The sequence below is a fragment of the Uliginosibacterium sp. TH139 genome (assembly GCF_002855595.1).
GTDB classification, from domain to species: Bacteria; Pseudomonadota; Gammaproteobacteria; order Burkholderiales; family Rhodocyclaceae; genus Uliginosibacterium; species Uliginosibacterium aquaticum.
In genome coordinates this window covers 59,165-84,935 of record NZ_PKRR01000004.1, presented here as the reverse complement: position 1 = coordinate 84,935, position 25,771 = coordinate 59,165, and the positions used below count along the sequence as shown (strand labels likewise).

Annotated in this window: 27 protein-coding genes; 8 read left to right on the top strand and 19 right to left on the bottom strand. The window is 62.3% G+C overall.

The features are described 5' to 3' along the window. Positions 1 to 7: 7 nt before the first annotated feature. Positions 8 to 940, top strand: a complete 933-nt coding sequence (locus C0V76_RS10295) for a dihydroorotate oxidase (protein WP_101942754.1) — start codon at positions 8 to 10, stop codon at positions 938 to 940. 63 nt (positions 941 to 1,003) lie between these two features. Here the strand turns inward: C0V76_RS10295 and moaE are convergent, their stop codons facing one another. From moaE to mobB, 4 genes are all read right to left on the bottom strand, one after another. Then, a complete protein-coding gene (gene moaE, locus C0V76_RS10290) occupies positions 1,004 to 1,444 on the bottom strand; it encodes a molybdopterin synthase catalytic subunit MoaE (RefSeq protein WP_101942324.1) in 441 nt (146 codons plus the stop codon). Positions 1,445 to 1,541: 97 nt separating this feature from the next. Further along, positions 1,542 to 1,796 carry a molybdopterin converting factor subunit 1 gene (moaD, locus tag C0V76_RS10285; RefSeq protein WP_101942323.1) on the bottom strand — a complete coding sequence of 85 codons (255 nt, stop codon included), beginning with the start codon at positions 1,794 to 1,796 and terminating at the stop codon, positions 1,542 to 1,544. Beyond that, entirely contained in the window at positions 1,793 to 2,980 is a 1,188-nt protein-coding gene (gene glp, locus C0V76_RS10280; RefSeq protein ID WP_101942322.1) for a gephyrin-like molybdotransferase Glp, read from the bottom strand. The genes moaD and glp overlap by 4 nt, the downstream gene beginning before the upstream one ends. A gap of 64 nt (positions 2,981 to 3,044) precedes the next feature. Beyond that, positions 3,045 to 3,548 carry a molybdopterin-guanine dinucleotide biosynthesis protein B gene (gene mobB, locus C0V76_RS10275; RefSeq protein ID WP_101942321.1) on the bottom strand — a complete coding sequence of 168 codons (504 nt, stop codon included), beginning with the start codon at positions 3,546 to 3,548 and terminating at the stop codon, positions 3,045 to 3,047. 121 nt (positions 3,549 to 3,669) lie between these two features. On the opposite strand from mobB, the gene C0V76_RS10270 reads away from it, so the two are divergent. Both C0V76_RS10270 and C0V76_RS10265 read left to right on the top strand, forming a co-directional pair. Beyond that, entirely contained in the window at positions 3,670 to 6,390 is a 2,721-nt protein-coding gene (locus C0V76_RS10270; RefSeq protein WP_158239208.1) for a diguanylate cyclase, read from the top strand. A gap of 44 nt (positions 6,391 to 6,434) precedes the next feature. Further along, complete coding sequence (locus C0V76_RS10265; protein ID WP_101942319.1) at positions 6,435 to 8,348, top strand: diguanylate cyclase; 1,914 nt, start codon at positions 6,435 to 6,437, stop codon at positions 8,346 to 8,348. 29 nt (positions 8,349 to 8,377) lie between these two features. Here the strand turns inward: C0V76_RS10265 and flgJ are convergent, their stop codons facing one another. The 9 genes from flgJ to flgB form a co-directional block, all read right to left on the bottom strand. After that, on the bottom strand, positions 8,378 to 9,253 hold the full coding sequence (gene flgJ / locus C0V76_RS10260) for a flagellar assembly peptidoglycan hydrolase FlgJ (protein WP_101942318.1): 876 nt from the start codon (positions 9,251 to 9,253) through the stop codon (positions 8,378 to 8,380). A 124-nt stretch (positions 9,254 to 9,377) separates the two neighbouring features. Continuing rightward, positions 9,378 to 10,502, bottom strand: a complete 1,125-nt coding sequence (locus C0V76_RS10255; RefSeq protein WP_173893994.1) for a flagellar basal body P-ring protein FlgI — start codon at positions 10,500 to 10,502, stop codon at positions 9,378 to 9,380. A gap of 34 nt (positions 10,503 to 10,536) precedes the next feature. After that, a complete protein-coding gene (locus tag C0V76_RS10250; RefSeq protein ID WP_101942316.1) occupies positions 10,537 to 11,196 on the bottom strand; it encodes a flagellar basal body L-ring protein FlgH in 660 nt (219 codons plus the stop codon). A 24-nt stretch (positions 11,197 to 11,220) separates the two neighbouring features. Continuing rightward, the gene (gene flgG, locus C0V76_RS10245) at positions 11,221 to 12,003 is read right to left on the bottom strand and encodes a flagellar basal-body rod protein FlgG (protein WP_101942315.1); all 783 of its coding nucleotides are present in this window, start codon (positions 12,001 to 12,003) and stop codon (positions 11,221 to 11,223) included. An 89-nt stretch (positions 12,004 to 12,092) separates the two neighbouring features. Next, positions 12,093 to 12,833, bottom strand: a complete 741-nt coding sequence (gene flgF / locus C0V76_RS10240) for a flagellar basal-body rod protein FlgF (RefSeq protein ID WP_101942314.1) — start codon at positions 12,831 to 12,833, stop codon at positions 12,093 to 12,095. A 32-nt stretch (positions 12,834 to 12,865) separates the two neighbouring features. Further along, positions 12,866 to 14,089, bottom strand: coding sequence for a flagellar hook protein FlgE (gene flgE / locus C0V76_RS10235; RefSeq protein ID WP_101942313.1), 1,224 nt, complete (start codon positions 14,087 to 14,089; stop codon positions 12,866 to 12,868). A gap of 14 nt (positions 14,090 to 14,103) precedes the next feature. Further along, positions 14,104 to 14,793 (bottom strand): flagellar hook assembly protein FlgD, encoded by a 690-nt coding sequence (locus C0V76_RS10230; protein WP_101942312.1) that lies wholly within the window; start codon positions 14,791 to 14,793, stop codon positions 14,104 to 14,106. 30 nt (positions 14,794 to 14,823) lie between these two features. Beyond that, a complete protein-coding gene (gene flgC / locus C0V76_RS10225; protein WP_101942311.1) occupies positions 14,824 to 15,228 on the bottom strand; it encodes a flagellar basal body rod protein FlgC in 405 nt (134 codons plus the stop codon). Between the two features lie 14 nt (positions 15,229 to 15,242). Beyond that, the gene (gene flgB, locus C0V76_RS10220) at positions 15,243 to 15,647 is read right to left on the bottom strand and encodes a flagellar basal body rod protein FlgB (RefSeq protein WP_101942753.1); all 405 of its coding nucleotides are present in this window, start codon (positions 15,645 to 15,647) and stop codon (positions 15,243 to 15,245) included. A 294-nt stretch (positions 15,648 to 15,941) separates the two neighbouring features. Here flgB and flgA point away from each other — a divergent pair, with 294 nt between their 5' ends. From flgA to C0V76_RS10205, 3 genes are all read left to right on the top strand, one after another. Next, entirely contained in the window at positions 15,942 to 16,622 is a 681-nt protein-coding gene (gene flgA, locus C0V76_RS10215) for a flagellar basal body P-ring formation chaperone FlgA (RefSeq protein ID WP_101942310.1), read from the top strand. 197 nt (positions 16,623 to 16,819) lie between these two features. Beyond that, positions 16,820 to 17,125, top strand: coding sequence for a flagellar biosynthesis anti-sigma factor FlgM (gene flgM / locus C0V76_RS10210; RefSeq protein ID WP_101942309.1), 306 nt, complete (start codon positions 16,820 to 16,822; stop codon positions 17,123 to 17,125). Further along, entirely contained in the window at positions 17,122 to 17,601 is a 480-nt protein-coding gene (locus C0V76_RS10205) for a flagella synthesis protein FlgN (RefSeq protein ID WP_101942308.1), read from the top strand. The genes flgM and C0V76_RS10205 overlap by 4 nt, the downstream gene beginning before the upstream one ends. 294 nt (positions 17,602 to 17,895) lie before the next feature. On the opposite strand, the gene motD is transcribed toward C0V76_RS10205, so the two are convergent. The 3 genes from motD to C0V76_RS10190 all read right to left on the bottom strand — a co-directional run bounded on the left by motD (position 17,896) and on the right by C0V76_RS10190 (position 20,155). Continuing rightward, positions 17,896 to 18,789 (bottom strand): flagellar motor protein MotD, encoded by an 894-nt coding sequence (motD, locus tag C0V76_RS10200; RefSeq protein ID WP_101942307.1) that lies wholly within the window; start codon positions 18,787 to 18,789, stop codon positions 17,896 to 17,898. Between the two features lie 117 nt (positions 18,790 to 18,906). Then, positions 18,907 to 19,710, bottom strand: coding sequence for a 4-hydroxy-tetrahydrodipicolinate reductase (gene dapB, locus C0V76_RS10195; protein ID WP_101942306.1), 804 nt, complete (start codon positions 19,708 to 19,710; stop codon positions 18,907 to 18,909). A 52-nt stretch (positions 19,711 to 19,762) separates the two neighbouring features. Next, entirely contained in the window at positions 19,763 to 20,155 is a 393-nt protein-coding gene (locus C0V76_RS10190) for an outer membrane protein assembly factor BamE (protein WP_101942305.1), read from the bottom strand. 117 nt (positions 20,156 to 20,272) lie between these two features. Between C0V76_RS10190 and fur the strand changes: the two genes are divergently transcribed. Then, positions 20,273 to 20,713 (top strand): ferric iron uptake transcriptional regulator, encoded by a 441-nt coding sequence (gene fur, locus C0V76_RS10185; protein WP_101942304.1) that lies wholly within the window; start codon positions 20,273 to 20,275, stop codon positions 20,711 to 20,713. A 96-nt stretch (positions 20,714 to 20,809) separates the two neighbouring features. Further along, positions 20,810 to 23,725 (top strand): PAS domain-containing protein, encoded by a 2,916-nt coding sequence (locus C0V76_RS10180; protein ID WP_158239207.1) that lies wholly within the window; start codon positions 20,810 to 20,812, stop codon positions 23,723 to 23,725. A 48-nt stretch (positions 23,726 to 23,773) separates the two neighbouring features. On the opposite strand, the gene C0V76_RS10175 is transcribed toward C0V76_RS10180, so the two are convergent. The 3 genes from C0V76_RS10175 to C0V76_RS10165 are packed head-to-tail and all read right to left on the bottom strand — an operon-like array spanning position 23,774 to position 25,757. Then, positions 23,774 to 24,067: a hypothetical protein gene (locus C0V76_RS10175; protein WP_101942302.1), complete on the bottom strand. Its 294-nt coding sequence runs from the start codon at positions 24,065 to 24,067 to the stop codon at positions 23,774 to 23,776. Further along, positions 24,064 to 24,999, bottom strand: a complete 936-nt coding sequence (locus tag C0V76_RS10170) for an electron transfer flavoprotein subunit alpha/FixB family protein (protein ID WP_101942301.1) — start codon at positions 24,997 to 24,999, stop codon at positions 24,064 to 24,066. The genes C0V76_RS10175 and C0V76_RS10170 overlap by 4 nt, the downstream gene beginning before the upstream one ends. Next, positions 24,996 to 25,757 carry an electron transfer flavoprotein subunit beta/FixA family protein gene (locus C0V76_RS10165; RefSeq protein ID WP_101942300.1) on the bottom strand — a complete coding sequence of 254 codons (762 nt, stop codon included), beginning with the start codon at positions 25,755 to 25,757 and terminating at the stop codon, positions 24,996 to 24,998. The genes C0V76_RS10170 and C0V76_RS10165 overlap by 4 nt, the downstream gene beginning before the upstream one ends. Positions 25,758 to 25,771 lie beyond the last annotated feature (14 nt).

The window sequence follows — 25,771 nt, the reverse complement described above, 5'->3', positions numbered from 1 at the left end:
CGAATCCATGAGCCTGTTGTCTGCCTCACTGCTTGGCATCAAGTTTGCCAATCCGCTCCTCAACGCCTCCGGCGTGCACTGCCGCTACACCGATGAACTCGACGCGCTGGCCGCCAGCGCCGCCGGCAGCCTGATCACAAAAAGCTGCACCCTGCTCGAGCGCGAGGGCAACCCCGAGCCACGCTACGCCGCTACAGCGCTGGGCAGCATCAACTCCATGGGCCTGCCCAACCAGGGCTATGCCTACTACCTCGACTACGCCCGGCGCCACAACTACGCTGCCAAGCCGCTGTTCTTCTCAGTGGCAGGCCTGTCCCTGGAAGACAATCTGACGATGATGGCAGCCATACGCGACGCCTATATTCCGGCCATCGTCGAGCTCAATCTCTCCTGCCCCAACGTGCCGGGCAAGCCGCAGATCGCCTACGACTTCGAAGCCATGGACCGCATGCTGGCCGCCGTAAGCGCTGAATATGCGCTGCCTTTCGGCGTGAAGATGCCGCCCTATTTCGATATCGCCCACTTCGACGCCGCCGCAGCGATCCTCAACAAATACCCGCTGGTGGCCTTCGTCACCTGCATCAACTCGATCGGCAACGCATTGGTGATCGATATCGAGAACGAGAGCGTGGTGATCAAGCCCAAAGATGGCTTCGGCGGCATCGGCGGGGATTACGTGCTCCCCACCGCGCTGGCCAACGTGAATGCCTTCTACCGGCGCTGCCCCGACAAGCAGGTGATCGGCTGCGGCGGTGTGAGAAGTGGCGAACAGGTATTCATGCATCTGCTGGCCGGCGCTTCGCTGGTTCAGGTCGGCACGGCCCTGCATGAAGACAGCCCGCGCATCTTTGCGCGCCTGAACCGCGAACTGAGCGCCATCATGGAGCGCAAGGGCTATCGCAGCATCGAAGCGCTGCGCGGCAAGCTGAAGACACTGTAAGCGCCGGTCTGCACGGCGCTATCTATTGTTGGAGCGAGGCGCGCCTCGCTCCAACGAGAAACATCACGCCCAGCGCGTCAGCGCCGCTTCATCGCTCTCACGCGCATCCACCCAGCGGCTACCAGCCGGAGTTTCTTCCTTCTTCCAAAAGGGTGCGCGGGTTTTGAGATAATCCATGACGAACGCACAGGCCTCGAAAGCCGCCTGGCGGTGACTGCTGGCCACGCCCACGAAGACGATGCGCTCGCCCGGCAAGAGCCGTCCCACGCGATGGATCACGCGCACGCCGAGCAGCGGCCAGCGCGCGCAGGCCTCGTCCACGATGCCGGCCAGCGCCTTCTCGGTCATCGCCGGATAATGCTCCAGGCTCATCGCCACGAGGCCGCCGTCGCCGCGCACATGGCCAACGAAAGTCGCCACGGCGCCCACATCGCTGCGCCCGGCGGTGAGCGCGACGCACTCGGCACCGAGATCAAAATCCTGCTCTTGAACGCTGACTGTCATCGTGCTTTCTCCGTAGCCAGAATGCAGCGAAACGCAATCCGGGATCCCTCCCCAAAGCCCCTGATTTCACTACGTTTCATCTGGGCTACACTTGTTTTCAGCCGCCCGTTACAGGCGGGAAGAAGGCGATCTCGTCACCATCCTTGATCGCCGCGCCGGCCTGCGCAAGCTCCTGATTCACCGCCGCACGCACCGCCTTGCCGGGTGCCAGCGCAGTCCAGTCACCGCCACGTGCGCACAAGCTCTCGCGCAGGGCGCCCACGGTCACCACGCCCGGCGGCAGATCAAAGTGTTCCTCGCTGCGGCCGAGCGCCTCGCGCAGGCTCGCAAAATACAGGATCGTCACACTCACAGACCGTCTCCAAGAGGGATGTAGGACACCAGATCACCCGGCTGGATAATCTGCCCCGGCGGATTGCTGACCAAGCCATCGGCCCAGGCACAGGAGCTGAGCACGCCACTGCCCTGCTTCGGAAACAGCTCCAGCCCGCCCGCCTGATTGCGCCGCACGCGCAGAAACTCGCGCAGCCCGCCAGCCTTTGGCCAGCTGAAGTCTGCACGCGCCTGCACAGCCTGCGGCAGCACCTCGGTTTCGCCCTGGCGGCGACGGATATAGGGTCGCGCCAGCATCAGGAAGGTGGCATAGCTCGACACCGGGTTGCCCGGCAGCCCGATAAAGGGCGTCTCGCCCACACGCCCCAGCGCGAAAGGCTTGCCGGGCTTGATGGCAATCTTCCAGGTCTCCAGCGCGCCTTCAGTTATGACAGCCGCCTTGACGTGATCCTCCTCGCCCACCGACACGCCGCCACAGGTCAGCACCAGATCGTGGCCCGCTGCCGCCTCGCGCAAGGCCGAGCGTGTCGCCCCCAGATCATCCGGTACGATGCCCAGATCCGTCACCACACAGCCCAAGGCGCCCAGCAGACCGTGCAACACGTAGCGGTTGGAGTTATAGATCTGGCCGGACCGCAGCGGTGCGCCCGGCGTCACCAACTCATCACCGGTGAAGAACACCGCAATCCTCAGACGGGCAAACACCTCAACCTGCGCCACGCCAATGGAAGCCAGCAGCCCCAGGTGCGCAGCCCCCAGGCGGGTACCGGCGGAAAGCACGACGCTGCCGCTGGCAATATCCTCGCCGGCACGGCGAATGTTCTCACCCACGCCAGGGGCATGCTCGACGCGCACCGCCTCGCCCTCAGCAATGCATTTCTCCTGCATCACGACGGCATTGGCACCAAGCGGAATCGGCGCCCCCGTAAAGATGCGGGCAGCCGTACCCGGACGCAATGCCACCGGGGCGCTGCCGGCCGGGATGCGCTGACTCACCTCAAGCAAGGCGCCAGGCGCCACATCCTCCACACGTAAGGCATAGCCATCCATGGCAGAGTTGTCCGCCGGTGGTACATCGAGGCTGGCCCGTATCGGGCTAGCCAGTACCCGACCGGCAGCCGCCAGCAGATCTACAGTTTCGCGCCCGACGACTGGAGTTGCCGCGGCCAGCAGGGTTTGGAGGGCTTGTTCGTAGCTAAGCATTTTCGGTAGTAGGAAGACGGAAGACGAGGGAGTGTGAAACGCGCAGACCGGCAGCGGCCTTGATTCAGGCCAGTTTCAGGAACTGCAGGATCCACTCTGCAATGGCCGGTGGATCGTTCAGCGCCAGCACCGGCAAGTCGCTTTCGAGCGACGCATCGCTGGCAATCGCTACCACCTCGGGAAATTCGGCGTGGAAGAAGGGCTTGCCCAGCGCAGGACGATGGACTTCTATCTTGGCCAGCTCGGCGGATTTGAAACCCTCCACCAGAACCAGATCACACGGAGAGAGCCGGGCCAGCAACTCGGTCAGCGAGGCTTGCGGCTCCTCACGCAACTCACGCATCAGCGCCCAGCGCTGCTCGCCGGCCAGCATCACCTCACTGGCTCCGGCCGCGCGAAAGCGGAAGGAATCCTTGCCGGGCTTGTCGATATCAAAGCCGTGGTGGGTATGCTTGATCAGCGACACACGCAGGCCGCGCGCAGTGAAGAGCGGAATCAGGGCTTCGATCAGGGTCGTCTTGCCGGAACCTGACCAGCCGGAAATACCGAAGGTTTTTGCGGAATTCATGCGCGGATTGTATGCCGGCCAGAAGCAGAACCTATCCACCCTGACGGTGAGGTTTTTGCGCCGAATCATCAAGCTTCCTGCCGTCGAGGCCGTTATTACCGGAAGTCAGCAAGGAGTCCCTTTGACGCGTTCCACTCTCCTGAAAACAGCTGGCACGCTCGCCGCAGCCCCACTCGTGGCGCTGCTGTGCCCGCTTGCCGATTTGCCGGCCGAGCTGGCAGTCTGGCTCACGGCGGCAGCAGGCATGTTGCTGCCCGGCTTCTGGCTGTTGCGCGAGCGTGAGCGTGAGCAACAACGCCACGAACAGGTACAGAACTTCGTGCAGCGTCTGGTCGATGTGATCCCAGAGCCGGTTTACGTCAAGGATGCTGCCGGCCGTTACATCATGATCAATGAGGCCTTCGCGCTCCAGCGGGGCCAGCCGCGTGCAGCCATCCTGGGTCGCAGCGCCCGTGATCTGGCGCCAGATCCTGCTACCGCCGCACTGATCGCCGCCGAAGATGCCGAAGTCCTGCAAGGGCTGATGGTCTACAAGGAAGAAGAAGTGCTTCACCCCGTCAGCCACGAGGCGCGCTTTCGCATCGTAACCAAGGGAACCTGCCTGGATGCGACGGGCACGCGCGTAATCGTCGGCGCAAATTTCGACATTTCCCGCATACGCCATGCCGAACTGCGCCTGCAGGCAGCACTGGAGGAGCAGACAGCTGTCGCGCAACGCACGCGAGACTTCATTCAGCACCTGATTGACGTCATCCCCTACCCCTTCTACATCCGCGATTCGCAGAGCCGCTACCGCTGGGTGAATAGCGCGCTGATCGAGCGCTACCAATTGAGTCGTGACCAGATTCTGGGGCACAGCCATCGGGAGCTGATGCCTGATCGCCCGCAATCGCATACGTCGCTTGAAGAAGATAGCCGGGTGCTCGCCGGCGAACGGATACAGAAGGAAGAGAGTGCAACCCGGCCGATCACCGGCGAGCGCTGCCATCAGATCGTGATCAAGGGCAGTTGCCCGGCCCCGGAAGGCGAGCTCGCCATCGTTGGCATCAATATCGACGTGACCGTACTGCGCGAATCCGAAGCCCAGCTGGCTACGGTGCTACAGCGGGAACGCGAGCATCACAATGCCACGCTCGAATTCGTGCAACGGGTGCTGGATCTCTTGCCCTACCCGGTCTACGTGAAGGATGCACAGAGCCGCTATCTGATGGTCAACGAAGCCATGGCGCGCGACGCCTTCATGCCCCGTGAAGAGCTGATCGAGCATATGGGTCTGAAAGAAAGTGCCAGCCCCGAGCGCATGCGCCAGCTCTTTGAAGAAGACGGCAGCGTGCTGGCCGGCGAGCGCATCCTGCGCGAGGAGCAACTGCCGCATCCGCATACCGGCCGCGAAGTTTTCCGCATCCTGTCCAAGGGCACTTGCATCAACGCCCTGGGCGAGCCGGTAATCGTCGGCAGCAGCATCGACCTGACCGACCTGCGCGTAGCCGAGCGCGAGCTGAAGGCCTCCTTGCAGCGAGAAACGGCCCTGCGCGAGCGCACAGAAGCCTTCGTGCAACGCCTCATCGACGTAATTCCAGATCCGGTCTACGTGAAGAAGGACGGCCACTACCTCCTCATCAACGATGCCTTTGCCGATTACCAGAACCGCAGCAAGGCCGAGTTGCTGGACCCGGATCAGGACTTCCCGCATCTCTCCGATGCCAGCCGGCAACGCTCGCTGGAAGAGGACCTGGCCGTACTGGATGGCGCCGAGATCCTGCGCGAGGAGCACACCCGGCGCCGTGCCACCGGCGAGGAGGTGTACCGCGTGGTAAGCAAACGCGCCTGCCTCTATATCGATGGCATGCCGGTGGTGGTCGGCATCGATCGCCATATCACCAAATGGCGCCAGGCCGAACTGCAGATCAAGGAAGCACTCGAGCGTGAAACCGAGCTGCGCCGCAACACCTTCGAATTCGTGCAGCGTCTGGTGGATTTGATCCCGGACCCGGTCTATGTGAAGAAAGCCGGCGGCCTTTATGTGCTGGTCAATGAAGCCTTCCTGCGCTACCACCAGCGTTGCCGCGCCGAAGTAGTCAAGGCTCCGAATGCCCTGCCCTACGAAAACGAGGAAACGCGCAAGCTCTCGCTACAGGAAGACGAGGCCGTGTTGAGGGGCGCCGAAATCGAAAAGGAAGAGCACACGATTCGCCAGGCCAGCGGCGAAGAGGTCTTCCGCATCATCAGCAAGCGCCGCAGCACTTATTTCGACGGCGACCCAGTAATTGTCGGTTTCGATAACCACATCACCCGCTGGCGGATAGCCGAACGCGAACTACAGCGCCTGGCGCGCGAAGATGTCCTGACCGGCCTGGCCAACCGCCGCCACTTCCGCGACGAAGCCGAACGCGCGATTGCCCGCAGCAGTCGTTATGACGAAGCCCTGAGCTTATTGATGCTGGATATTGACCACTTCAAGCACATCAACGACAGCCAAGGCCACAACATCGGTGACGAGGTACTCAAACAAACCGTGCAGCGCTGCCTCGGCGGGCTGCGCAGCACCGATCTGCTGGCCCGCTGGGGCGGCGAGGAGTTCATCGCCCTGCTACCCCACACGCGACTCGCGGAAGCCTGTCAGGTCGCCGAACGCCTGCGCGAGGAGCTGGCGCTCACCCCGATCACTACTGGCAACGGCGCAATTGCCGTCACGATCAGCGGTGGCGTGGCTCAATGGCAAGCCGGGGAGTCACTCGATCAGCTCGTCTCACATGCCGATGCCGCGCTCTACCTTGCCAAGGAAGGCGGCCGCAATCGCATCCTGCCCGCGCAGGCAGAAAACACAGGCACTCGGGTGTGAACAGATAGAATACGCCGGCGTATTGCAACGGAATATCGGCCAGCATGAATCTGCTCAGCAGCATCCGGGAAATCGCAGTTCTGGCCGCCCTGCCTGCGCTGCTGGTCGCACTCGCCCTGTTTTTCGCCTGGCCCACCGCGCTGGCCCTGCCTCTGCTGCTGCTCACTGCCCTGCTGTCAGCCCTGCTGCGCCTGACCCAGCTACGCCGCCAGCACGCTGTTCAAAGCGAGCGCCAACAGGCCTTCATGCAGCGTCTGATCGATGTGATTCCACAGCCGGTTTACGTCAAGGATTCTGCGGCCCGCTATCTGATGGTCAACCAGAGCCTTGCCAACCGCCTGGGCCGCGAACCGGCCGAGCTGATCGGTTGCGATTCCTGCAGCTTTCTCAGCGATCCGGAACTGATTACCCACACCCGTCAGGAAGATGCCGCCGCATTGAGCGGTGCGCGCATCACCGCTGAACTGCACGATACTGACCCGCTCAGCGGCAAGCCTCGCGATCGCCTGATCATGAAAGGCACCTGCCTCAATGCTGAGGGCGAGCCCGTCATCGTGGGCGCCAATTTCGACATCACGCACTGGCGCGAAGCCGAACAGGCACTACAGGCCGTACTCCAGCGCGAGCAGGCCCAACAGCTTGAGACCCGTGCCTGGCTGCAACGCCTGATCGACGTGATCCCCTACCCGATCTACGTCAAGGACGCAGACAGCCACTACCAGCTGGTCAATCAGGCCTTCGAGAAGGACAAGGGGCTGCCAGGGGCTGAACTGATCGGTCGTACCGGCGTTGGGCCCGTCCACCCGGACCGGCTGGCGCAGGTGCTGACTGAGGATGCCAAAGTGCTGCGCGGTGAGCCGCTGCGCAAGGAAGAGCATCGTGCGCACGCGCGAACCGGCGCGGAGGTATTCCGCATCATCACCAAAGGCGTGTGTACAGACGAACGCGGCAATACCGTGATCGTCGGTGCGCATGTGGATATCACCGAACTGCGCCAGGCCCAGCGCCACCTGCAGGAGGCCCTGGAACGCGAAACCGGCTTGCGTCAGCGTACCGAAGCCTTCCTGCAACGCCTGGTCGACGTGATCCCGGACCCGGTCTACATCAAGGATTTCAATAGCCGCTACCTGCTGGTCAACGAGGCCTTTGCCGAATACCGCCAGCTCGACCGCGACTTCATCCTGGGGCCTGACTTCCCCGTTCACGGCCCGACCACACCGGCCCGCGCTCAATCCGAACGGGAAGATCAGGCCGTACTCGGCGGCCAGGAAGTCGTGAAGGAAGAGCACACCATCCGCAAAGGCACTGGCGAGGAGGTCTTCCGCATCGTACGCAAGCGGCGCAGCGTGTTCTTCGATGGTCGTCCGGTGGTGATCGGTATCGACCACAACATCACCCGCTGGCGCGTGGCCGAGCGCGAGTTGCAGCAACTCGCACAGGAAGACGGCCTCACCGGCCTGGCCAACCGGCGCCACTTCCATCATGAAGCGGAACGCGCCATCGATCTTGCCCAGCGCTACCAGCAAGCCCTCTCACTGATCCTGATTGATCTGGACCACTTCAAACAGATCAACGATCTCTACGGCCACCACGCCGGAGATCTGGTACTGGTCGAAACCGTTCACCGCCTGCGTGAAGGCCTCCGCCGTGCCGATTTCCCCGGCCGCTGGGGGGGTGAAGAATTCATCATCCTGCTGCCGCACACAGAACTGGCCGAAGCGGTACAGGTCGCCGAACGCCTGCGTGCCGCAGTGGGTGACTCCTTGCTGCAGATCGAAGGCCGCCAACTGGCCATCACTCTCAGTGCCGGAGTGGCTCAGCGCCGCATCGGCGAAGGGCTGGAGTCTTTCATCGCGCGTGCAGACAGCGCGCTGTATGTAGCCAAGAACGAGGGGCGCAACCGGGTGCTGGCGGAGGCCCGCCCGGCGGACATGGACTGTCGGGCGACGGTTTACTGACGGACGCGCCCGCAGATCCGGGAGCCGCCTCAGCGCGCTGAAGCCTGCAAGCCCTGACGCAGGGTGTTGCCATTGATGATGCGGCTGAGCTTGTCGGCATAGGCCGGATCAGTGGCATAGCCCCCCTGCTGCAGCGCACGTGCAAAAGCGTCGCCATCACTCTGGCCACGTACGCCGGCATAGCGCGAGTTCTGGCCGATCAGGCGGGTGTAATCCTGAAAGGATTCGGCGTATGAGCCGTAGGCGCGAAAACGCTCCACCCGCTCAACCGCCCGGCCATTTTCATATTCGGTGGTGCGTGCCTCCACCACCTCGCCCTGCCAGTCACGACCGGCCTTGATGTTGAAGAGGTTGTAGCTCGTGCTGCCATCCGCACGCTGGATCACCGATTTGCCCCAGCCAGTTTCAAGCGCCGCCTGGGCCACCAGAAAATGCGGCGGCACACCAAGGCTGGCAGCGGCCTGCTGGGCCTGTGGCCAGACCTGCGTGACGAACCCCTGCGCCGCTCCGCTGTAGGGTGTGCCCAGTTGCGGCGCCACACCGGCGGCACTTGCCGCCGTAGCCCCCGCTTGTGCCGGCCCCTTGAGATCGTAGGTCGGCAGGCGCGGAATGCTTGTGCCATTGAGCTGACGCTCGACCACCTGAGCCAGCCCGATGCCCCCAGTGCGGGACATCAGCTGGGCCAGTTGCTGATCATGCATGCCCTGGAAGAGCTTGGTCCCTTCGCTTTCAAGCATCCCGTCCTGCGGAATTGATTCGCGCATGGTCTTCAGCACGATCTGCAGGAACATCGCCTCGAACTGCTGTGCCACTGCCTTGTTGGCCTCGGGTGAGCCTTCCCGCGTCTGCAGCTTGAGGCCAGCCAGACTGGAAGGGTCGAGTACGTTGGGCTGCACACTGTTCATGGGCAAGGCCTCGGCGTGCGCGAAAAATTCGGCACCGTCGCAAGAACGTACCCGACCATTCCCGGCAAGGCACGAGGTGCATTCAGATGCGATCGCAATAGGCGCAGCATTTTTTCAGCGCCGCTCAGATAACTTCCAGCTCGGCCCGCAGTGCGCCGGCTGACTTCATGGCCTGCAAGATGTTCACCAGATCCAGCGGCGTGGCGCCCACCGCATTGAGCGCCTTGACCACTTCGGTCAGGGTCACACCAGGCTTGAAACGCATCAGGCTGGCCTGATCCTGTTTGACGTCGACCTGAGCATTCTGCACGGCGGCGGTCTGCCCCTGGGAGAGTGGATTGGGCTGACTGATCTGGGTCTCGGTATTCACCGTCACTGTGATGTTGCCGTGCGCCACAGCGCACTCCTGCAAGGTCACAGACTGGTTCATGACGATCGAGCCGGTGCGTGAATTGACGATCACCCGCGCCGCGCCAGCCATCGGTGTGACATCGATATTCTCGAGCCGGCCAAGGAAGCCCACCCGCTCGGCCGCCGACTCGGGTGCCCGCACCTGGATCCGGCGCCCATCCAGCGGCCAGGCCACCTGCTCGCCGAAGCTCTTGTTGATGGCCTCCACCACACGTTGCGCAGTGCCAAAATCGGCCTGGGCCAGCTCGAGCTGCACCGAGTCCGCGCCGCCTACCGCCGTCGGCACAGAGCGCTCGACCGTAGCCCCACCGGGGATCCGACCCGCTGACAGATGATTCACCGTGACTTTGGTGCCACCGGCCGAGCCACCGGCCCCGCCGACAATCAGATTGCCCTGCGCCACCGCGTAGATCTGCCCGTCCGCGCCCTTCAACGGTGTCATCAGCAAAGTACCGCCCTTGAGGCTCTTGGCGTTGGCCATCGACGAAACGGTCACGTCGATCTGCTGGCCGGGCTGTGCAAAGGCCGGCAATTGCAGGGTGACCATCACGGCGGCCACGTTCTTGAGCTGCAAGGTGGTGCCGGGCGGAATCGTGATACCCAGATTGCCCAGCATGTTGATCAGGCTCTGGGTGGTGAAAGGCGCCTGCGAAGTCTGGTCGCCAGTGCCATCCAGGCCGACCACGATGCCATAGCCAACCAGCTGGTTGCTGCGCACGCCGGCAATGTTTGCCAGATCCTTGATGCGTTCGGCATGCGCCGGAGCTGCAAGCAGCAGGCACGCCAACAAGAGCGCCACACGCCACCCTCCCCGGAGAGATTTTCCTGTCCTGTCCATCATGCCACCTGACCTTTCCGCACCTGCTTGACGATCAGAACGGCAGCACGTTCATGAAGATGCGCTGCATCCAGCCCATGGTCTGGGCTTCGTCGAGATAGCCATTGGCTTTGTATTCGAGCCGGGCATCGGCCACCTGAGTGGATTGCACGGTATTCGAGCTGCTCACGTTGTTCTGATTCACTACGCCGGAGAAACGAATGAACTCCTGGCCCTGATTGATCGCCACCTGCTTTTCGCCGGAAACCAGCAGGTTGCCGTTGGGGAAGACTTCGATCACCGTCACCGTCACCGTACCGGTGAAGGAATTGTTGGCCGCCGCCGTGCCCTTGCCGGCAAAGCTCTGGTCTGCTGCAGCCGACGCGCTCATCTTGGCCGCGATATTCTTGCCCATCACCCCGGCGATCAAAGGTGCTTCCATTTCGGTGCTGGAAGCACGCGTGGCATTGGTATTGGAGGATTTGCTGGCGGCATTCTTCTCGACGATGTTGATCGTCAGGGTGTCGCCCACATAGCGCGCACGGCGATCTTCGAACAACGAACGCGGACTGCTGCCGAAGATGCTGCCGGCAGTTTCGGTGCGCGCCGGCATTGGCCGCGCCGTCATCGGCTGATGTACGGCAGTGGTCTGCTGCAGCAAGCTGCAACCACTGAGCAAACCGACGAGCAGCAACAGGACAAGGCGGATGGACATGATCAGCCTCCGTTCAGAACCGGATCAGAGCTGGGTCAGACGCGAGAGCATCTGGTCCGCCGTACTCACTGCACGTGAGTTGAGTTCATAGGCACGCTGGGTTTCGATCATGCTGACCAGCTCCTCTGCAACGTTCACATTGGACGTTTCCAGGTAGGTCTGATTAATCACACCCGTGCCATTGGTGCCGGGAGTGGTGGGCGTGGGCGTGCCGCTGGAAGCGGTTTCGAGAAAGAGGTTCTCACCCATGCTCTGCAAGCCACCCGGATTGACGAAGTTGGCGATCTGGATCGAGCCGATCTGAGCCGGATTGACCTGCCCCGCCTGCAGCACGCTAACCGTGCCATCTTTGCCGACCGTGACCGACAGCGCATCCGCAGGGATAGTGATCGCCGGCTCCACCGGGTAGCCGCTAGAGGTCACCATCTGGCCTTGCGAATCCTTCTGGAAAGCACCATCTCGGGTATAGGCCAAAGTGCCGTCCGGCATCTGGACCTGAAAGTAACCCGAGCCCTGAATGGCCAGATCCAGCGAGTTGCCGGTCTGTTGCAAATTCCCCTGGGTATGGATGCGCTCGGTGGCTACCGTGCGCACACCGGTACCGATCTGCAAACCCGAAGGAATCTGGGTGCTCTGTGAGCTCTGGGCTCCGGGCTGGCGCAGCGTCTGATAGAGCAGATCCTCGAACACCGCACGCCCACGCTTGTAGCCATTGGTGCTGACGTTGGCCAAGTTGTTGGAAATCACGTCGAGATGCGTCTGCTGCGCATCGAGGCCGGTACGGGCAATCCACAGGGCACGGATCATTTTGCTTCTCCTTGTGTTGCGAGGATAGGTCGCTCAGTCATCGACCAGTCCGTCAATCAGCGCATCAAAAACCCCGCAATCCGCCCCCCTTAACGGGCAGCGATCACCTGGTTGGCACTCTTGTCATTGTCCTGTGCGCTGGAGATCAGCTTGAGCTGGGTCTCGTAACTGCGCGCCAGCGAAATCATGTTCACCATCTGGTCGACCGGATTCACATTGCTACCTTCGAGATAGCCGCCACTTACACGCACGTTCTCGTCCTGATTGGCGGGCTGGCCACTCTTGAGGCGAAACAGGCCGTCATCACCGCGAACCAGCTCTTCTTCAGGCGGGTTGACGAGCTTCAGGCGGCCCACGGTATTGGTCGCGGCCAAGGTGCCATTCAGCGGTACCGCCGTAATAGTTCCGTCAGGCCCAATTTCCACTGCGTTTTCCGGGGGGATCGCGAGCTGGCCACCATCTCCCGCTACCTCGAGACCACCCTGCGTGCGCAGCACGCCGTTGTCGTCGATCTTGAAAGCACCCGCCCGTGTATAGGCTTCGCTACCATCCGGTTGCAGCACCGTAAACCAGCCCTGACCGTTGACCGCAGCATCCAGTGAACGAGCGGTGTGATTGAGCGGGCCAGACGAAAAATCGCTTCCGACCGAGGCATCCACCACGAAAGCCCGGGTGGGCTGAGCCTCGCTCTGCACCTGCACCGCGCGCAGACGATGCAACTCAGCGCGAAAGCCAACCGTGCTGGCATTTGCAAGGTTGTGGGCCACCGAAGCCTGCTGGCCCATGGTGGCCTTGGCCCCGGTCATCGCGGTATAGATCAGCTTATCCATGTCAGTATCGTTCGCTCAGACTCAAACGCCTGTTACCTCAGGTTCACCAGGGTCTGCAGCACCTGATCCTGAGTCTTGATCGACTGGGCGTTAGCCTGATAGTTGCGCTGAGCTGTGATCATGTTGACCAGCTCAGCCGTGAGATCAACGTTGGACTCTTCCACCGAACCAGCCGTGAGCTGCCCCAGACTGCCGGTGCCGGGTGCCCCCACCAGCGGCTGACCGGAAGTGGGCGATTCGCCCCACAGGTTATTGCCCAGGGAAAGCAGACCTTGCGGGTTGGCGAAATTCGCCAGCACGACCTGACCAAGGTTGCGCGTCTGGCCATTCGAATAGCGGCCCTGGATCACACCATCGTCACCAATGGTGATCCCGGAGAGGCGACCCGAGGCAAAACCGTCCTGAGTCTGGCGATTCACCCCGAAGGAACTGCCGTACTGGGTGCTGCCGGTCAAATCGAAATCAACGCTGAAGGGCGTGACGGCGCCAGTCGTTACAGCCAGGCCCGCAATGGTCACGGGCATGGCGGTGGTGAGCTGACCGGAGGTATCAAAGGTCACGGCAGTCGCCGCTCCGGTCGCACCACCATCAAGCGCGGTATACATGTCCCAATTACCGCTGCCCGCCGTGCGGAAATACATCGTCATGATGTGGGAGTTGCCCAGGCTGTCGTACAGGGTGACCGAGGTCGACGAGTTGTAGGTGCTCGGATCCGGACTGGCACTGCCCGCCACCCAGGCATTGGTCGGCACAGTGGAGCGCGAATCGAGGTTTAGCCCCATGGCGACCTCCGAGCTCTGCGCCGGCATCAGGTCGGCAGTGTCGATATAGATGCTGCTCGGACTGGCCGGCAAAATCTGGCCGGTAGAGCTCGCCGGATAGCCCGTGAGCTGGTAGCCCTGCGAGTTGATGATGTAGCCGTTCTTGTCGATCTGGAACTGGCCGTTGCGGGTGTAGGCCACCGAGCCACCGTTATCCATGCGGAAGAAACCGGAGCCATTGATGGCCACATCCAGCGGATTGTTGGTCGGCGTAATGTTGCCCTGGTTGAAAACCTGCGCCACCTTGCCAATCTGGGTACCAATCCCGATCGACACCCCGGCAGACGCGCCATTGAGCGCAGAGGCGTACACATCCGCAAACTGGGTACCCGAAAGCTTGAAGCCCACGTTGCTGGCGTTGGCCACGTTGTTGCTGATGACGTCGAGCGCCTTGGAGGATGCGTTGAGGCCGCTGAGGCCTTGCTGGAATGCCATGATCTGCTCCCGGATTACAGAATGAGCTTGATGTCGCCCATCGAAACGCGACCAAGCTGGGCAGAATCGCCGAACTTGTTCACATCGACCTTCACGTCACTGCCACTGGTGACCACGCCGGTCACCGTGCCCAGTTCGAGTGCGGTGGCGCCCACCTTGACGTCGCCCTTGTAGGCCGTCACCTTCACGGTATAGCTGCCATCGGCCACGGCAGTGCCGGCATCGTTCTTGCCGTCCCACACGAAGTCATGCACACCGGCCTCAAGCGCGCCAAGATCCATGCGCTTGACCTCCAGGCCGTTCTTGTCGCTGATGCTCACGGTGACCTTGTCCGCCACCGCATCAAGCTGCACGCCGCCCATCCCGATGCCTTCGGTGACGATCATGCCGCTGCCCGGCACCAGCACCGCGTGCCCCACCAGATTGGCCGCCTGCAGTGCTTCGGAGGACTGCATGTTGCCCATCATGGTCTTGAGCGTTTCATTGAGCCGCTCGATACCATCCACAGTACTGATCTGGGCAAGCTGCGAAGTGGTCTGGGCGTTGTCCATCGGGTTGAGCGGGTCCTGATTCTTGAGCTGGGTCGTCAGCAGCTTCAGAAAGCGCGATTGCTGATCCTCGACCGTGCTCGTGGACGTCGTGCTCGTCTTGTTCAGCGAGGAATAAATATCCTGCGCGCTGGTACTGCTGCTGACGGTAGTCATGTGCCTGCTCCTGTCTTACCCGCCGATTGCTCAGCTCTGTCCAATGGCCAACGTGCGCTGCAACAACGTGCGGGCCGTATTCATCACCTCCGCGTTCGTCTGGTAGGAACGCGAAGCCGAAATCATGTTCACCATCTCTTCCACCACATCCACATTGGGCATGGTGACGTAACCCTTCTCGTCGGCCAGCGGGCTCTTCGGGTCGTAGAGCATGCGGCCAGGGGCCGCGCTCTCCACCACCTGCTGAACCTTCACGCCTTGCCCGCTCTGGCCCATATTCACGGCCTGGAAAACGACCTGCTTGGCCTTGTAAGGCTTGCCATCGGCCCCCACCGCGCTCTCGGCATTGGCCAGATTGCTGGCGGTGGTGTTCAGGCGCTGGGACTGCGCGCTGAGCGCCGAACTAGCGATATTCAGAACATTGAACATGCTCATGATTCAGCCCCTGCTCACTGGCCCGACACGGCCTGCTGCATGGTGCGCAACAAGCCGTTGATGAACGTAATGCTGGCCTCGTACTGCACCGAGTTTTCGGCAAAAGCCGCGCGCTCGGCATCCATGTTCACCGTATTGCCATCTACGCTCGATTGCGTTTCCGTGCGATACATCTGCTGCGGGAAAGTGCTCGAGCCACTCGCATTCAGGTGACGGCTGGCCGTCGTGCTGAGCGCAATTGGCTTGCCTGCACGCCCCAGTAGCGCACCGCTCAGCGCAGAGCCGAAATCGATGTCGCGCGCCTTGTAGTTGGGGGTATCCGCGTTGGCCATGTTGCCTGCTATCAGCTCCTGGCGATCGGCGCGCAGGTTGAGGGCGGTCTGGTGAAAGCGCAGGGCGTTATCGAGCTGGACGTTCATCTCTTCAACTCCGTTCATGATCTCTTCAAACATATCCGTCGCTCCCGGCACACATCGGCCACTCGACGAACTCATTGCAGCTTCTATGCCAACCATCCTAAGCCCCGTATTAGGGTCCGCAGACGGCGATAAAGCGGCAAAACCACCGGCTTTCCCGGCAGCCATCACCCAACCTGCGGCAATGTTTGCCGGCAGGCTGAAACTCCCCGGAATAGCCCCGCAAGCACCCGCCTGTTTGACCCATCAGCTGGCGCGCGCTGTGCTTGAATCGGCCATCACCCATCTGGCAGCACCATGCGCTCCCTCCTTCCCGGCCTCCTCCTGCTACTTAGTTGTTTTACCCCCTGTGTCGCCCACGCAGAGGACCAACTCGGCCCGGCACTGCAGCGCTTTCTCGAAGCCCGCAGCGCCAGCCTGCCCGGCAAGGTCACGATTGAAATCGGGCGCTATCCACTGAGCGAGAAACTCATCGCCTGCCAGCGCTGGGAACTCCTCCTGCCCGAAGGCAGCCGCCCCTGGGGACGCATCTCGGTTGGGGCCCGCTGCCAGGCCGGGCCCCAACAAGCCCTTTACATCCCCTCCCGAATCAAGGTGGAAGGCCAGATGCTGGTAGCTGCCCGCCAGATTCCGCTCGGCGCAACGCTCACCGAGCACGATATGAAGCTCATCGAAGGGGAGCTGAGCAACCAGGCCGCAGATGTGCTCAGCACGCCAACTGAGGCCCTCGGGCGCACCAGTCGGGCCAGCATCGCCGCCGGCCGGCCCTTGCAACGCAGCCTGCTGCGCAGCGAAGCCATCATCGATGCGGGTCAGGAAGTCCGCGTGGAAATCCGTGCCGGCAGCCTGCAGGTGAGCAACCAGGGGATTGCCATCAGCAGCGCCGGCCGCGGCAAAACGCTGCGCGTCCGCCTGCCCAACGGCAAAATCGTGCGTGGGATAGCGAGCGAGGCCGGCTTGGTCGAAGTTCAGCGCTGACCCGATTCCTGCCGTCAGGCCTGCTGTGCTCTGCCCCGGAGCGCCGGCAGCCCCTTGCCGTGGATTGCAAAAAAATCTAAAGTTTTTTCCCAGAGGCCCGATAAGGCAGTCATGGCATCACGAATGCCTGTTAAAAAATCAGTGGCTTGCGTGCCCTGCCAGTGCACCGCACATGCCTCGAGCCGAAGGGAAACGCCGTGAAAATCGAGAATTCAGTCACTTCGCCAGGATCGGTCAGCACCTCAAAACCCCGATCTACCCGCGAATCTTCCACCAGCTCCGCTTCGGCCAGCCCGTCGCAGGTGCAACTTTCCAACCTTGCCAGCAATCTGCAAAAGCTGGAGCAAGCCATTGCCGAAACACCGGTTGTCGATAGCGGCAAAGTCGACGAGATCAAGAACGCCATTGCTCAAGGGCAGTTCAAGGTCAATCCGGACAAGGTCGCCGATGGTCTGCTCGACAGCGTGCGCCAGATGCTCGCCGCCCAACCCCGTAGCGCGTGAGCCTAGCTACCGACCATAGCGCGCTGCGCCAGCGCCTACTCGCCCTGCTGATTGCTGAAACCCAGCAGGTACGGGATTTCGTCGCCGTTCTTGAACAGGAAAGAAAGATCCTGGGCGAGCGCGACGTCGAGCCATTGTTTGCCCTCTCGGAACACAAGAACCGCTACGCCCGTCTGCTCCAGCAAAGCGCCGACGCCCGCACCAGCCTGCTCGGCCAGGCTGCGCTGAAGCATGACAAGAGCGGCGTGGAAAGTCTGCTTGGCGATCCAGCCAATCCGGTCTGGAACAACTACCTGAAGGCTGTCGCCGAGGCCCGTGCCCTGAATCAAGCCAACGGTGCCTTGCTCACCGAGCGCCTCGCCCACAATCATCAAGCCCTTGCCATTCTTATGGCGCACTCCGACCAGCCCACAGTCTATGGACCGGACGGTGCCGCCCGCACCCGCCCTGGCTCACGCCTGCTGGGTAGCTACTAAGTTCACCGGACCATCTCGCCCGGCACCGCTCAGCCCCACCTGAACGGCACGTCTGCTGATCAACGTACGCGCTCTTGCCTGAACACCGGCCGCATCAAAGATTGCTGCACAGATCTGCTCGTGCACTGACCGAGCGCCTCTACAGCAGTAGCTTCAGCCACACACCGACATTTTTCGGCAGATGGCAGCCATCCGAAGGCGAAGCAGCCTGCCATTTTTGCGAGATCCGTATCAGCAACGCCTGTTTTTTTATGTCGTTTTACAGATTCCAGCGGGCCTCTGAGCCAAGCGCATTCATGGAGCCTTCCCGCCCGGCACCAGACGTATGTTCTCCGGCGTTCCCAGCGCTCCATCCGCATCCGGCACCTGGCGCACACCTTCGGGCTGCCGCGGCGCGCCGAGCACTTCTGTCGTGGTCACCGGTGCTTCAGCCACTTCGGGCGCCATCGATTCAATCTGGATGGTGACTCGCCGATTGCGGGCCCGCCCGTCCGGGGTGGAATTATCCGCCACGGGTCTCTGATCGCCATAGCCTGCCGCCGTCATGCGTTCAGCACTGACACCGGAAGCCACAAACAGGCGCACCACGGATGAAGCACGCACCGCAGACAGCTCCCAGTTGGAAGGGAACAACGCGGTAGAGATCGGGAGGTTGTCGGTATGCCCTTCGACCTTGATCGGAAAACTGCCCACGGCAATCACTTCGGCTACCGCTCGCAAAGCGCGAACGGCCTCTGGCCCTAACTGAGCCTCTGCCGGGTTGAAGAGAGCGCTGGCATTGATTTCAATGGCAATGCCGTTCACACCCTCGGTGACCCGCACCTGACCACCGCGCACCAAGGGCTCAAGCACCCGTTTGACCTCCTCGGCCATGCTGCGCATCTTCTGCCGATACTCGGTACGCCGCGCTTCGGCCTGCGTATCCGAGCGGCTCTGCCGGGTCACTACGGGCATGATCGGCGTGCCAGTCGCCTGCGGCGGCGCCACGATGGCTGCTGCCTGCTCGTTGGTCGCACTGCGAAAGGCCTGCACCATGGAGCTGGACAAGACCCGGTACTTGCCCTCATTCACCGAGCTGATTGCATACATCACGACGAAAAAGGCGAACAGCAAGGTGATGAAGTCCGCATAGGACACCAGCCAGCGCTCGTGATTCTCATGCTCTTCTTCGTGCTGACGGCGGGCCATGCCTGCTCCGGAAAGGGTGAACGACTCCCTTGGTTTACGGCAGGTAGCCCTCCGCCCTTGAGGCAGGCAAACAAAAGGCCGGGCAAGCCCGGCCTTTGATCTGGCTGAAGTGCCTGACTACTTCAGGCCCAGCACATCCTGCATGTCGTACAGGCCACTTCCCTTGCCTTGCAGGAAAGCCGCAGCACGCAGGGCACCGGTGGCATAAGGCATGCGACTGCTGGCCTTGTGGGAAATTTCAACGCGCTCGCCCAGACCGCAGAACATCACGGTGTGATCACCGATTACATCGCCCCCGCGCACCGTGGCAAAACCGATGGTCTCGGGCTTGCGCTCACCAGTCACACCTTCACGGCCATACACGGCACATTCCTTGAGGTCACGCCCAAGCGCCTGGGCCACCACTTCTCCCATGCTGAGCGCGGTACCGGAGGGGGCATCGACCTTGAAACGATGGTGAGCCTCGAAAACCTCAACGTCGTAGCCCGTTTCCAGCAGCCGCGCCGCGACATCAAGCAGCTTGAACACGACATTCACGCCCACCGACATGTTGGACGCAAAAGTCACCGGAATTTCAGTGGCTGCTTCACCGATCTGGGCCTTCTCTTCCGGCTTGAAGCCGGTCGTGCCGATCACCACTGCGCATTTCACGCGGCGAGCGATCTTTAAGTGTTCCAGCGTACCTTCGGGGCGGGTGAAATCGATCAGGCAATCAGCCAGCGTCAGTGCCGCCTCGATGTCGCTGGTGACCGGAACGCCACAGGCGTTGCCAACCAGCTCACCGGCGTCGCGACCAATGAAAGGGCTGTCGGCGCGATCAAGCGCCGCCACAAACTGCACTTCGGGCATCTGCTGGGCGGCTTCAATGAGCATGCGCCCCATACGGCCGGAAGCCCCGGCAATGGCGACCTTCACAGTCATGTTCGATCCTCGGGAAAGCGGCTGGCCGCAGGATTTGCGGCCGCGATTGAAATCAGGGTTTGGCGGCGGGCGCCGGGCCAGTGATGTCGATCATGCGCGGCGTAACCGGTAGCACCGGCATCTCACCAGAAGCGGGCACCACATCGCCGTCGAGGCGCGCGAGCTTGTCACCTTCGAAGAAGACGGTCAGCTTACGACGCTCGGGCGTCTTGTAGCCACTGGAGAACTGGTAAACATAGTCCCAGCGATCTGCATGGAAGACATCCACCAGCATCGGCGAGCCCATCACAAGGCGCACCTGATCGCGGCTCATGCCGGGCGTGAGGCGCGCCACCATCTCCTGAGTGATGGCATTGCCCTGACGTACATCGATCCGGTACGGCTTGAAGGAACAGGCTGCCAGCAGGCAGACAGCAAGGGTCAGGAAGCCGCTACGCAGGATCATTCGGACAAACTCTCGTGACATCAACAGGGACGAGGCCCGGCCATCGGCCCGGCCCCGGAAGATTCCAAGAACACCGCCCGGACTATATCATACGGGCCTTACTGACCGGAGACCGCGATGCCGCCACCCCATAGCCTCAAGGAGTCAGGGCTCAAGACAACCTTGCCGCGCCTGAAGATCCTCGACCTGTTCCAGCGTACCAGCGAGCGCCATCTCTCCGCCGAAGACGTCTATCGCCTTTTGCTGGCTGAAGAAATGGATGTTGGCCTGGCCACCATCTACCGCGTGCTAACCCAGTTCGAGCAAGCCGGCCTGCTGCAACGCCATCACTTTGAAACCGGCAAGGCCGTGTTCGAGCTCAACAAGGGCGACCATCACGATCACATCGTGTGCATGGACTGCGGCCGCATCGAGGAGTTCTTCGATCCGGAAATCGAGGCGCGTCAGAACGCCATCGCGATCGAAAAGGGATTCAAGGTGCGCGAACACGCCATGTATCTCTACGCCGAATGCACCAAAACCGACTGCGAAAACCGCAAGGGCCGCAAGAAGGCTTGATCCCACCAGCGGCGGCACACCTGCGGGCAATCCTCCCGTCCGCCATCAAGTAGCGGCCGTAGCTGGCCGTTAGCCGGAGAGGATTGTCCCCTGTTGGTGGCCCGCCCTGTGAAACCAGACCTATTCCGACACGTCCTTCCCGCTCTCGGCACGCTGCTGGGCGTGCTGCTGGCATGGTCTCTCGGGCAGGAAGGGTTTGGCCTGGCCATCCTGGCGCTGGCGGGCTGCCTCACTGGCAGTCTCGCCTCCATGTCCCCACGCAGCACGGCACCGCCAGCCAATCTCGAAGCGCTGATCCAGAACCTGCTCGACGTACTGCCCGAACCCTTTTACATCAAGGATGGGCAGAGCCGTTACCTGCTGATAAACCGCGCCTTCCTGCGTTCCAACCGACTGGAGCGCGAACAGGTGATCGGCCGCACCCCAGAGGAAGTTTTCGGCACCGAGTACGGCGCCATGGTGCGCACCGAAGACGGCTTGATCCTTGCCGGGCAGAAAATCTTCAAAGACGAGCATGGCCCGCATCCTGTCACCGGAGAGGAGCGCCACCAACTCGTCAACAAGGAGCGCATCGACTGGTTCGACGGCCAGCCCGTCATCGTCGGTGCCAATATCAATATCACTCGCTGGCGCAGCAGCGAGCAGGCGCTGGAAGAGGAAAAAGCCCGTCGCCGACGCATCCAGGCCTTCATCCAGCGCCTCATCGACGTGATTCCTGATCCGGTCTACCTCAAGGATGAGCAGCGCCACTTTGTGATGGTGAACGAGGCTTTCGCCGAGGAGCGTGGCCGGCCACGCGAGGAATTGTTGGGCCTGACCTCCTACGATCTCGCCAGCGACCCCGGCTCGGCCGCTCTGGCCGCCAAAGAAGATGATCAGGTGCTGGCCGGCGGCGAGATCGACAAGGAACAGCACACGACCAACGCACGGGGTGAGGAATGCTTCCGGATCGTGCGCAAGCGTCGTCTGGAGAATACCGACGGCAAGGTGCTGGTACTCGGCGCGCATTTTTACATCACCAAGTGGAAGCTCGCCGAACGCGCCTTGCAGGCGGCGGTGGAACGCGAACAGGCACTCCTGCAGCGCACCCGGGAATTCACTCAGCGCCTGATCGACGTGATTCCGCAACCGGTGTACGTGAAGGATGCCGACAGCCGCTATCTGCTGGTCAATACGGCCATGGCCAAGGACTCCGGCCGCAGCGCAGCCGAGCTGATCGGCTGTGGGCCGGCCGAGCTGGGGGCCGGGGCGGACTACGTCAGTCTGGTCCGTGAGGAAGATCGCCAGGTACTGGAAGGCACCCTCCAGATTCACAAGGAAGAACACATCACCCATCCCTATACCGGCAAGGAAGCCTTCCGCATGATTGCGAAAACTTCCTGCGCCGGCGTGGACGGACAGGCAGTGATCGTCGGTACCAATTTCGACATCACGCCCTGGCGCACCGCCGAAGCCGCACTGCAGATCGCACTCCAGAGCCAGACGCAGTTGCTGGCCTTCCTCCAGGAAGTGTTTGATGCCCTGCCTACTCCGCTTTTTGTAGAGGACGCAAACGGCAGCTTCGTGATGGTCAACCGCGCCCTGGGGCGCATGTTCGCACGTGATCCAGTGGCCCTGATCGGCCAGCAGCCACGGGCTTTCGGCCTGCCTCCGGTACCGGGCATGGCTGACGCCAGCCAGGAACAGCAGATCCTGCAGCGCCCGCTGAGCCTGCGCCCGCAGGGCGGTAGCCTGCACCATTACGTGCTGCTGGACACGCTCGGCAAGGGTGCGGACGGTGAGCCGGTGCGCATCGGCGTGCTCTCGGATATCACATCCCTGCGCGAGACTGAAGCCCGCTGGCAGCAGGCCAAGGAAGAGGCCGAGCGCGCCAGCGCGGCCAAATCCCTGTTCCTCGCCAACATGAGTCACGAGATCCGCACCCCGATCTCCGGCGTGATCGGCACACTGCGGCTGGCCATGCGTGACAAGCAACTCACCGGCCCGGTACGGGATTTCGTCGCCACCGGCCTGTCAAGCGCCGAATCGCTCCTCGGCATCATCAACGACATCCTCGATTTCTCGAAGATCGAAGCCGGGGAGCTGAAGATCGAAAGTGTTTCCCTGGATCTTCACCGGCTTCTCGACGACACCGTGCAGATCATGCGCCACAACGCGCAGAACAAAGGGCTGCGCTTCACCCTCGACATGGGGCCACGGGTGCCGCGCTGGATCAGCGGCGACCCGGTGCGCATCCGTCAGGTACTCACCAACCTGATCGGCAACGCGATCAAGTTCACCCAGCAAGGCAAGATCTCGGTCCAGGTCGACTGCGATCAGGAGGTGGGCGGACAGGCCAGCCTGCTTTTCGCCGTAAAGGACACCGGACTGGGCATCCCGCCTGAAGCGCTGGGCCGCCTGTTCCATAAATTCCAGCAAGCCGATGCCTCCACCTCGCGCAAATTCGGTGGCACCGGCCTCGGCCTGGCGATCTGCCGCCAACTCGTCGAAGCCATGGGCGGCAGCATCGGCGTAGAAAGCCGCGAGCAGGAGGGCAGCACCTTCCGCTTCACCCTGCCCCTCACCCTGCCACAGCAAGGCTTCGATCAGGCCACCGCAAGCATGCCGCTGCCTGCGGCCCGGCATGCCTTGCGCATTCTCTGTGCCGAGGACTCCAGCACCAACCGTCTGATCCTGCGCGCCCTGCTCGAAGAAATGGGGCATCGCCCGGTATTCGCCGAAAACGGGCTCGAAGCCGTCCGCACCCTGGCCCGCGAAGAATTCGATCTGGTCTTGATGGATGGGCGCATGCCCGAAATGGATGGCCCGGAAGCCACGCGGGCAATTCGTGCCGGCGGCCTGCCCGAGCATCCGGTACGCCAGCCGCAGATTCCGATCATCGCACTGACCGCCAACGCCAGCGTGGAAGACCGTGACGACTACCTCGCCGCCGGGATGAACGACTTCCTCACCAAACCGATCGATGAGCAGCAGTTGCACACCGCACTGGCCCGCTACCAACCCACAGGCTGAATGCTTGTGCGCAAGATGATGAAGCGGCGTTGAGCCGGCCCACCCGGCTCACTCCCCCAGGCTCTCGCGCACGCGCTGCAGATCCGGCCACTCCGGAGTAGCCTCAAAATGCTCCACCCACGGCAGCACCTGAACCAGTCGGCAGGACGCACAGGATGCCCATGGGCGCAGCTGGCTCGTCCCGTCAGCAAGACAATCGACCCGCAAAGGCTCGCCATCCACACCAAAGAATAACCAGCGCTGCGCCCGCAAATCCGCCACAGCACGCCCCTGCAGGGCCGCTGCCGGATCAGCGCAGACGGCAAGGCTGGCGGCCTCACTGTCGAACACGAACACCGTCATCCGCGTAGTGCAGCAACCAGCTGCGGCACAATTTCGTGGGCATCCCCCACCAGCGCCAGATCGGCCACCTTGAAGATCGTCGCCTCCGGATCAGTGTTGATCGCAACAATCCATTTCGCATCGCGCATACCCGCCAGATGCTGCTGTGCGCCAGAAATGCCAATCGCAATGTAGAGCTCTGGCGCTACGGCACAACCGGTCTGCCCGACTTGCAGATCATTCGACGCGTAGTTCGCATCCACCGCCGCACGCGTTGCCGCCAGCGCAGCACCGAGGCAATCGGCCAGAGGCTCAAGCAGATCACGAAAGGCATCTGCACTGCCCAGACCACGCCCACCGGCCACCACCACCCGCGCCGTCGCCAGTTCCGGCCGCGCGCTATTCGTCCGCTGCTGCGCCACCTGCCGGCTCACGCCCATTTCCGGCCCGGGCGCCAGACTCTCGATCACCGCCGGTAGCTGCTGGCCTGCCGCCGCAAAAGCAGCGGGACGCAGGGTCAGTACCTTGACCGGTTCCGGACACAGCACCGTCTCGAGCACATTGCCAGCATGCGTCGGACGCACAAAGCAGTCCCCCGCGACAATCGCCGTCACGCCTGACACCGGCGCCACATCCAGCATCGCCGCTACCCTTGGCGCCAAGGCCTTGCCAAAGGGCGTCGCCGGCAACAGCACATGGGTATAACTGCCTGCCAGTTGGGCCAACACCATGGCCAGGTTTTCGACTGAGAAGTGCGCATAGTGCGGTGCATCGAGCTGGCGCACCCGCGCAACCCCGGCCAACAGGGCGCCCTGCTCGGCAACGGCTTGGCATGCGGCACCAATCACCAATAGATCCGCAGCCGCCCCCAACTGCTGCGCAGCCCCCAAAAGGCGCGCGGTCAGCGGTTTGAGGCGAATGTTGTCATGTTCAGCCAGGACCAGAATCCTCATGCCTCGGCTCCCTCTGCAGCGAGGCGCGCACGTAGGGCGTCTGCCAACTCGCCAGCGCTCGCCACCTGCCGACCAGCCGCACGCACCGGCGGCTCCGCGTAATGCAGGGTTTTCAGGCGCGGACTGAAGTCCACGCCCAGGCCGGTTGCCGGCAAGACCTCCACCGGTTTCTTGCGGGCCTGCATGAGATTCATCAGGCTCACGAAACGCGGTTCATTGAGGCGCAGGTCCGCTGTCACCAGTGCCGGCAAGCTCAGCTCCAGCACTTCCAGCCCGCCTTCCACCTCGCAACTGACTTGCAGCGCTGCCTTACCCAGCACCAGCTTGGAAGCAAAGCAGGCCTGCGGCCAGCCCAGCATCGCCGCCAGCATCGGACCGACCTGGCCCGCATCATCATCCGTCGCCTGTTTGCCCATCAGCACCAGATCCGGCGACTCACGCAAGGCCAGAGCCTTGAGCAATTTCGCCACGCCAAGCGGCTGGAGGCACTCGTCGGTCTCAAGCAATACGGCACGATCCGCCCCCAACGCCAGTGCGTTGCGCAGATTCTCCTGGCAGGCGGCCGGACCACAACTTGCCACCAGCACCTCGCTTGCCAGCCCCGCTTCGCGCAAACGCACCGCCTCTTCAAGGGCTATTTCGTCGAAAGCATTGATGACTCTTTTGAGGCCTTCCGTTTCGAGGCCACTGCCATCGGGCCTCACTCGCACCCTGAGCTGATGGTCCACGACCCGTTTCACCGGAACCAGGATTTTCACGCTGCCAACTCCCG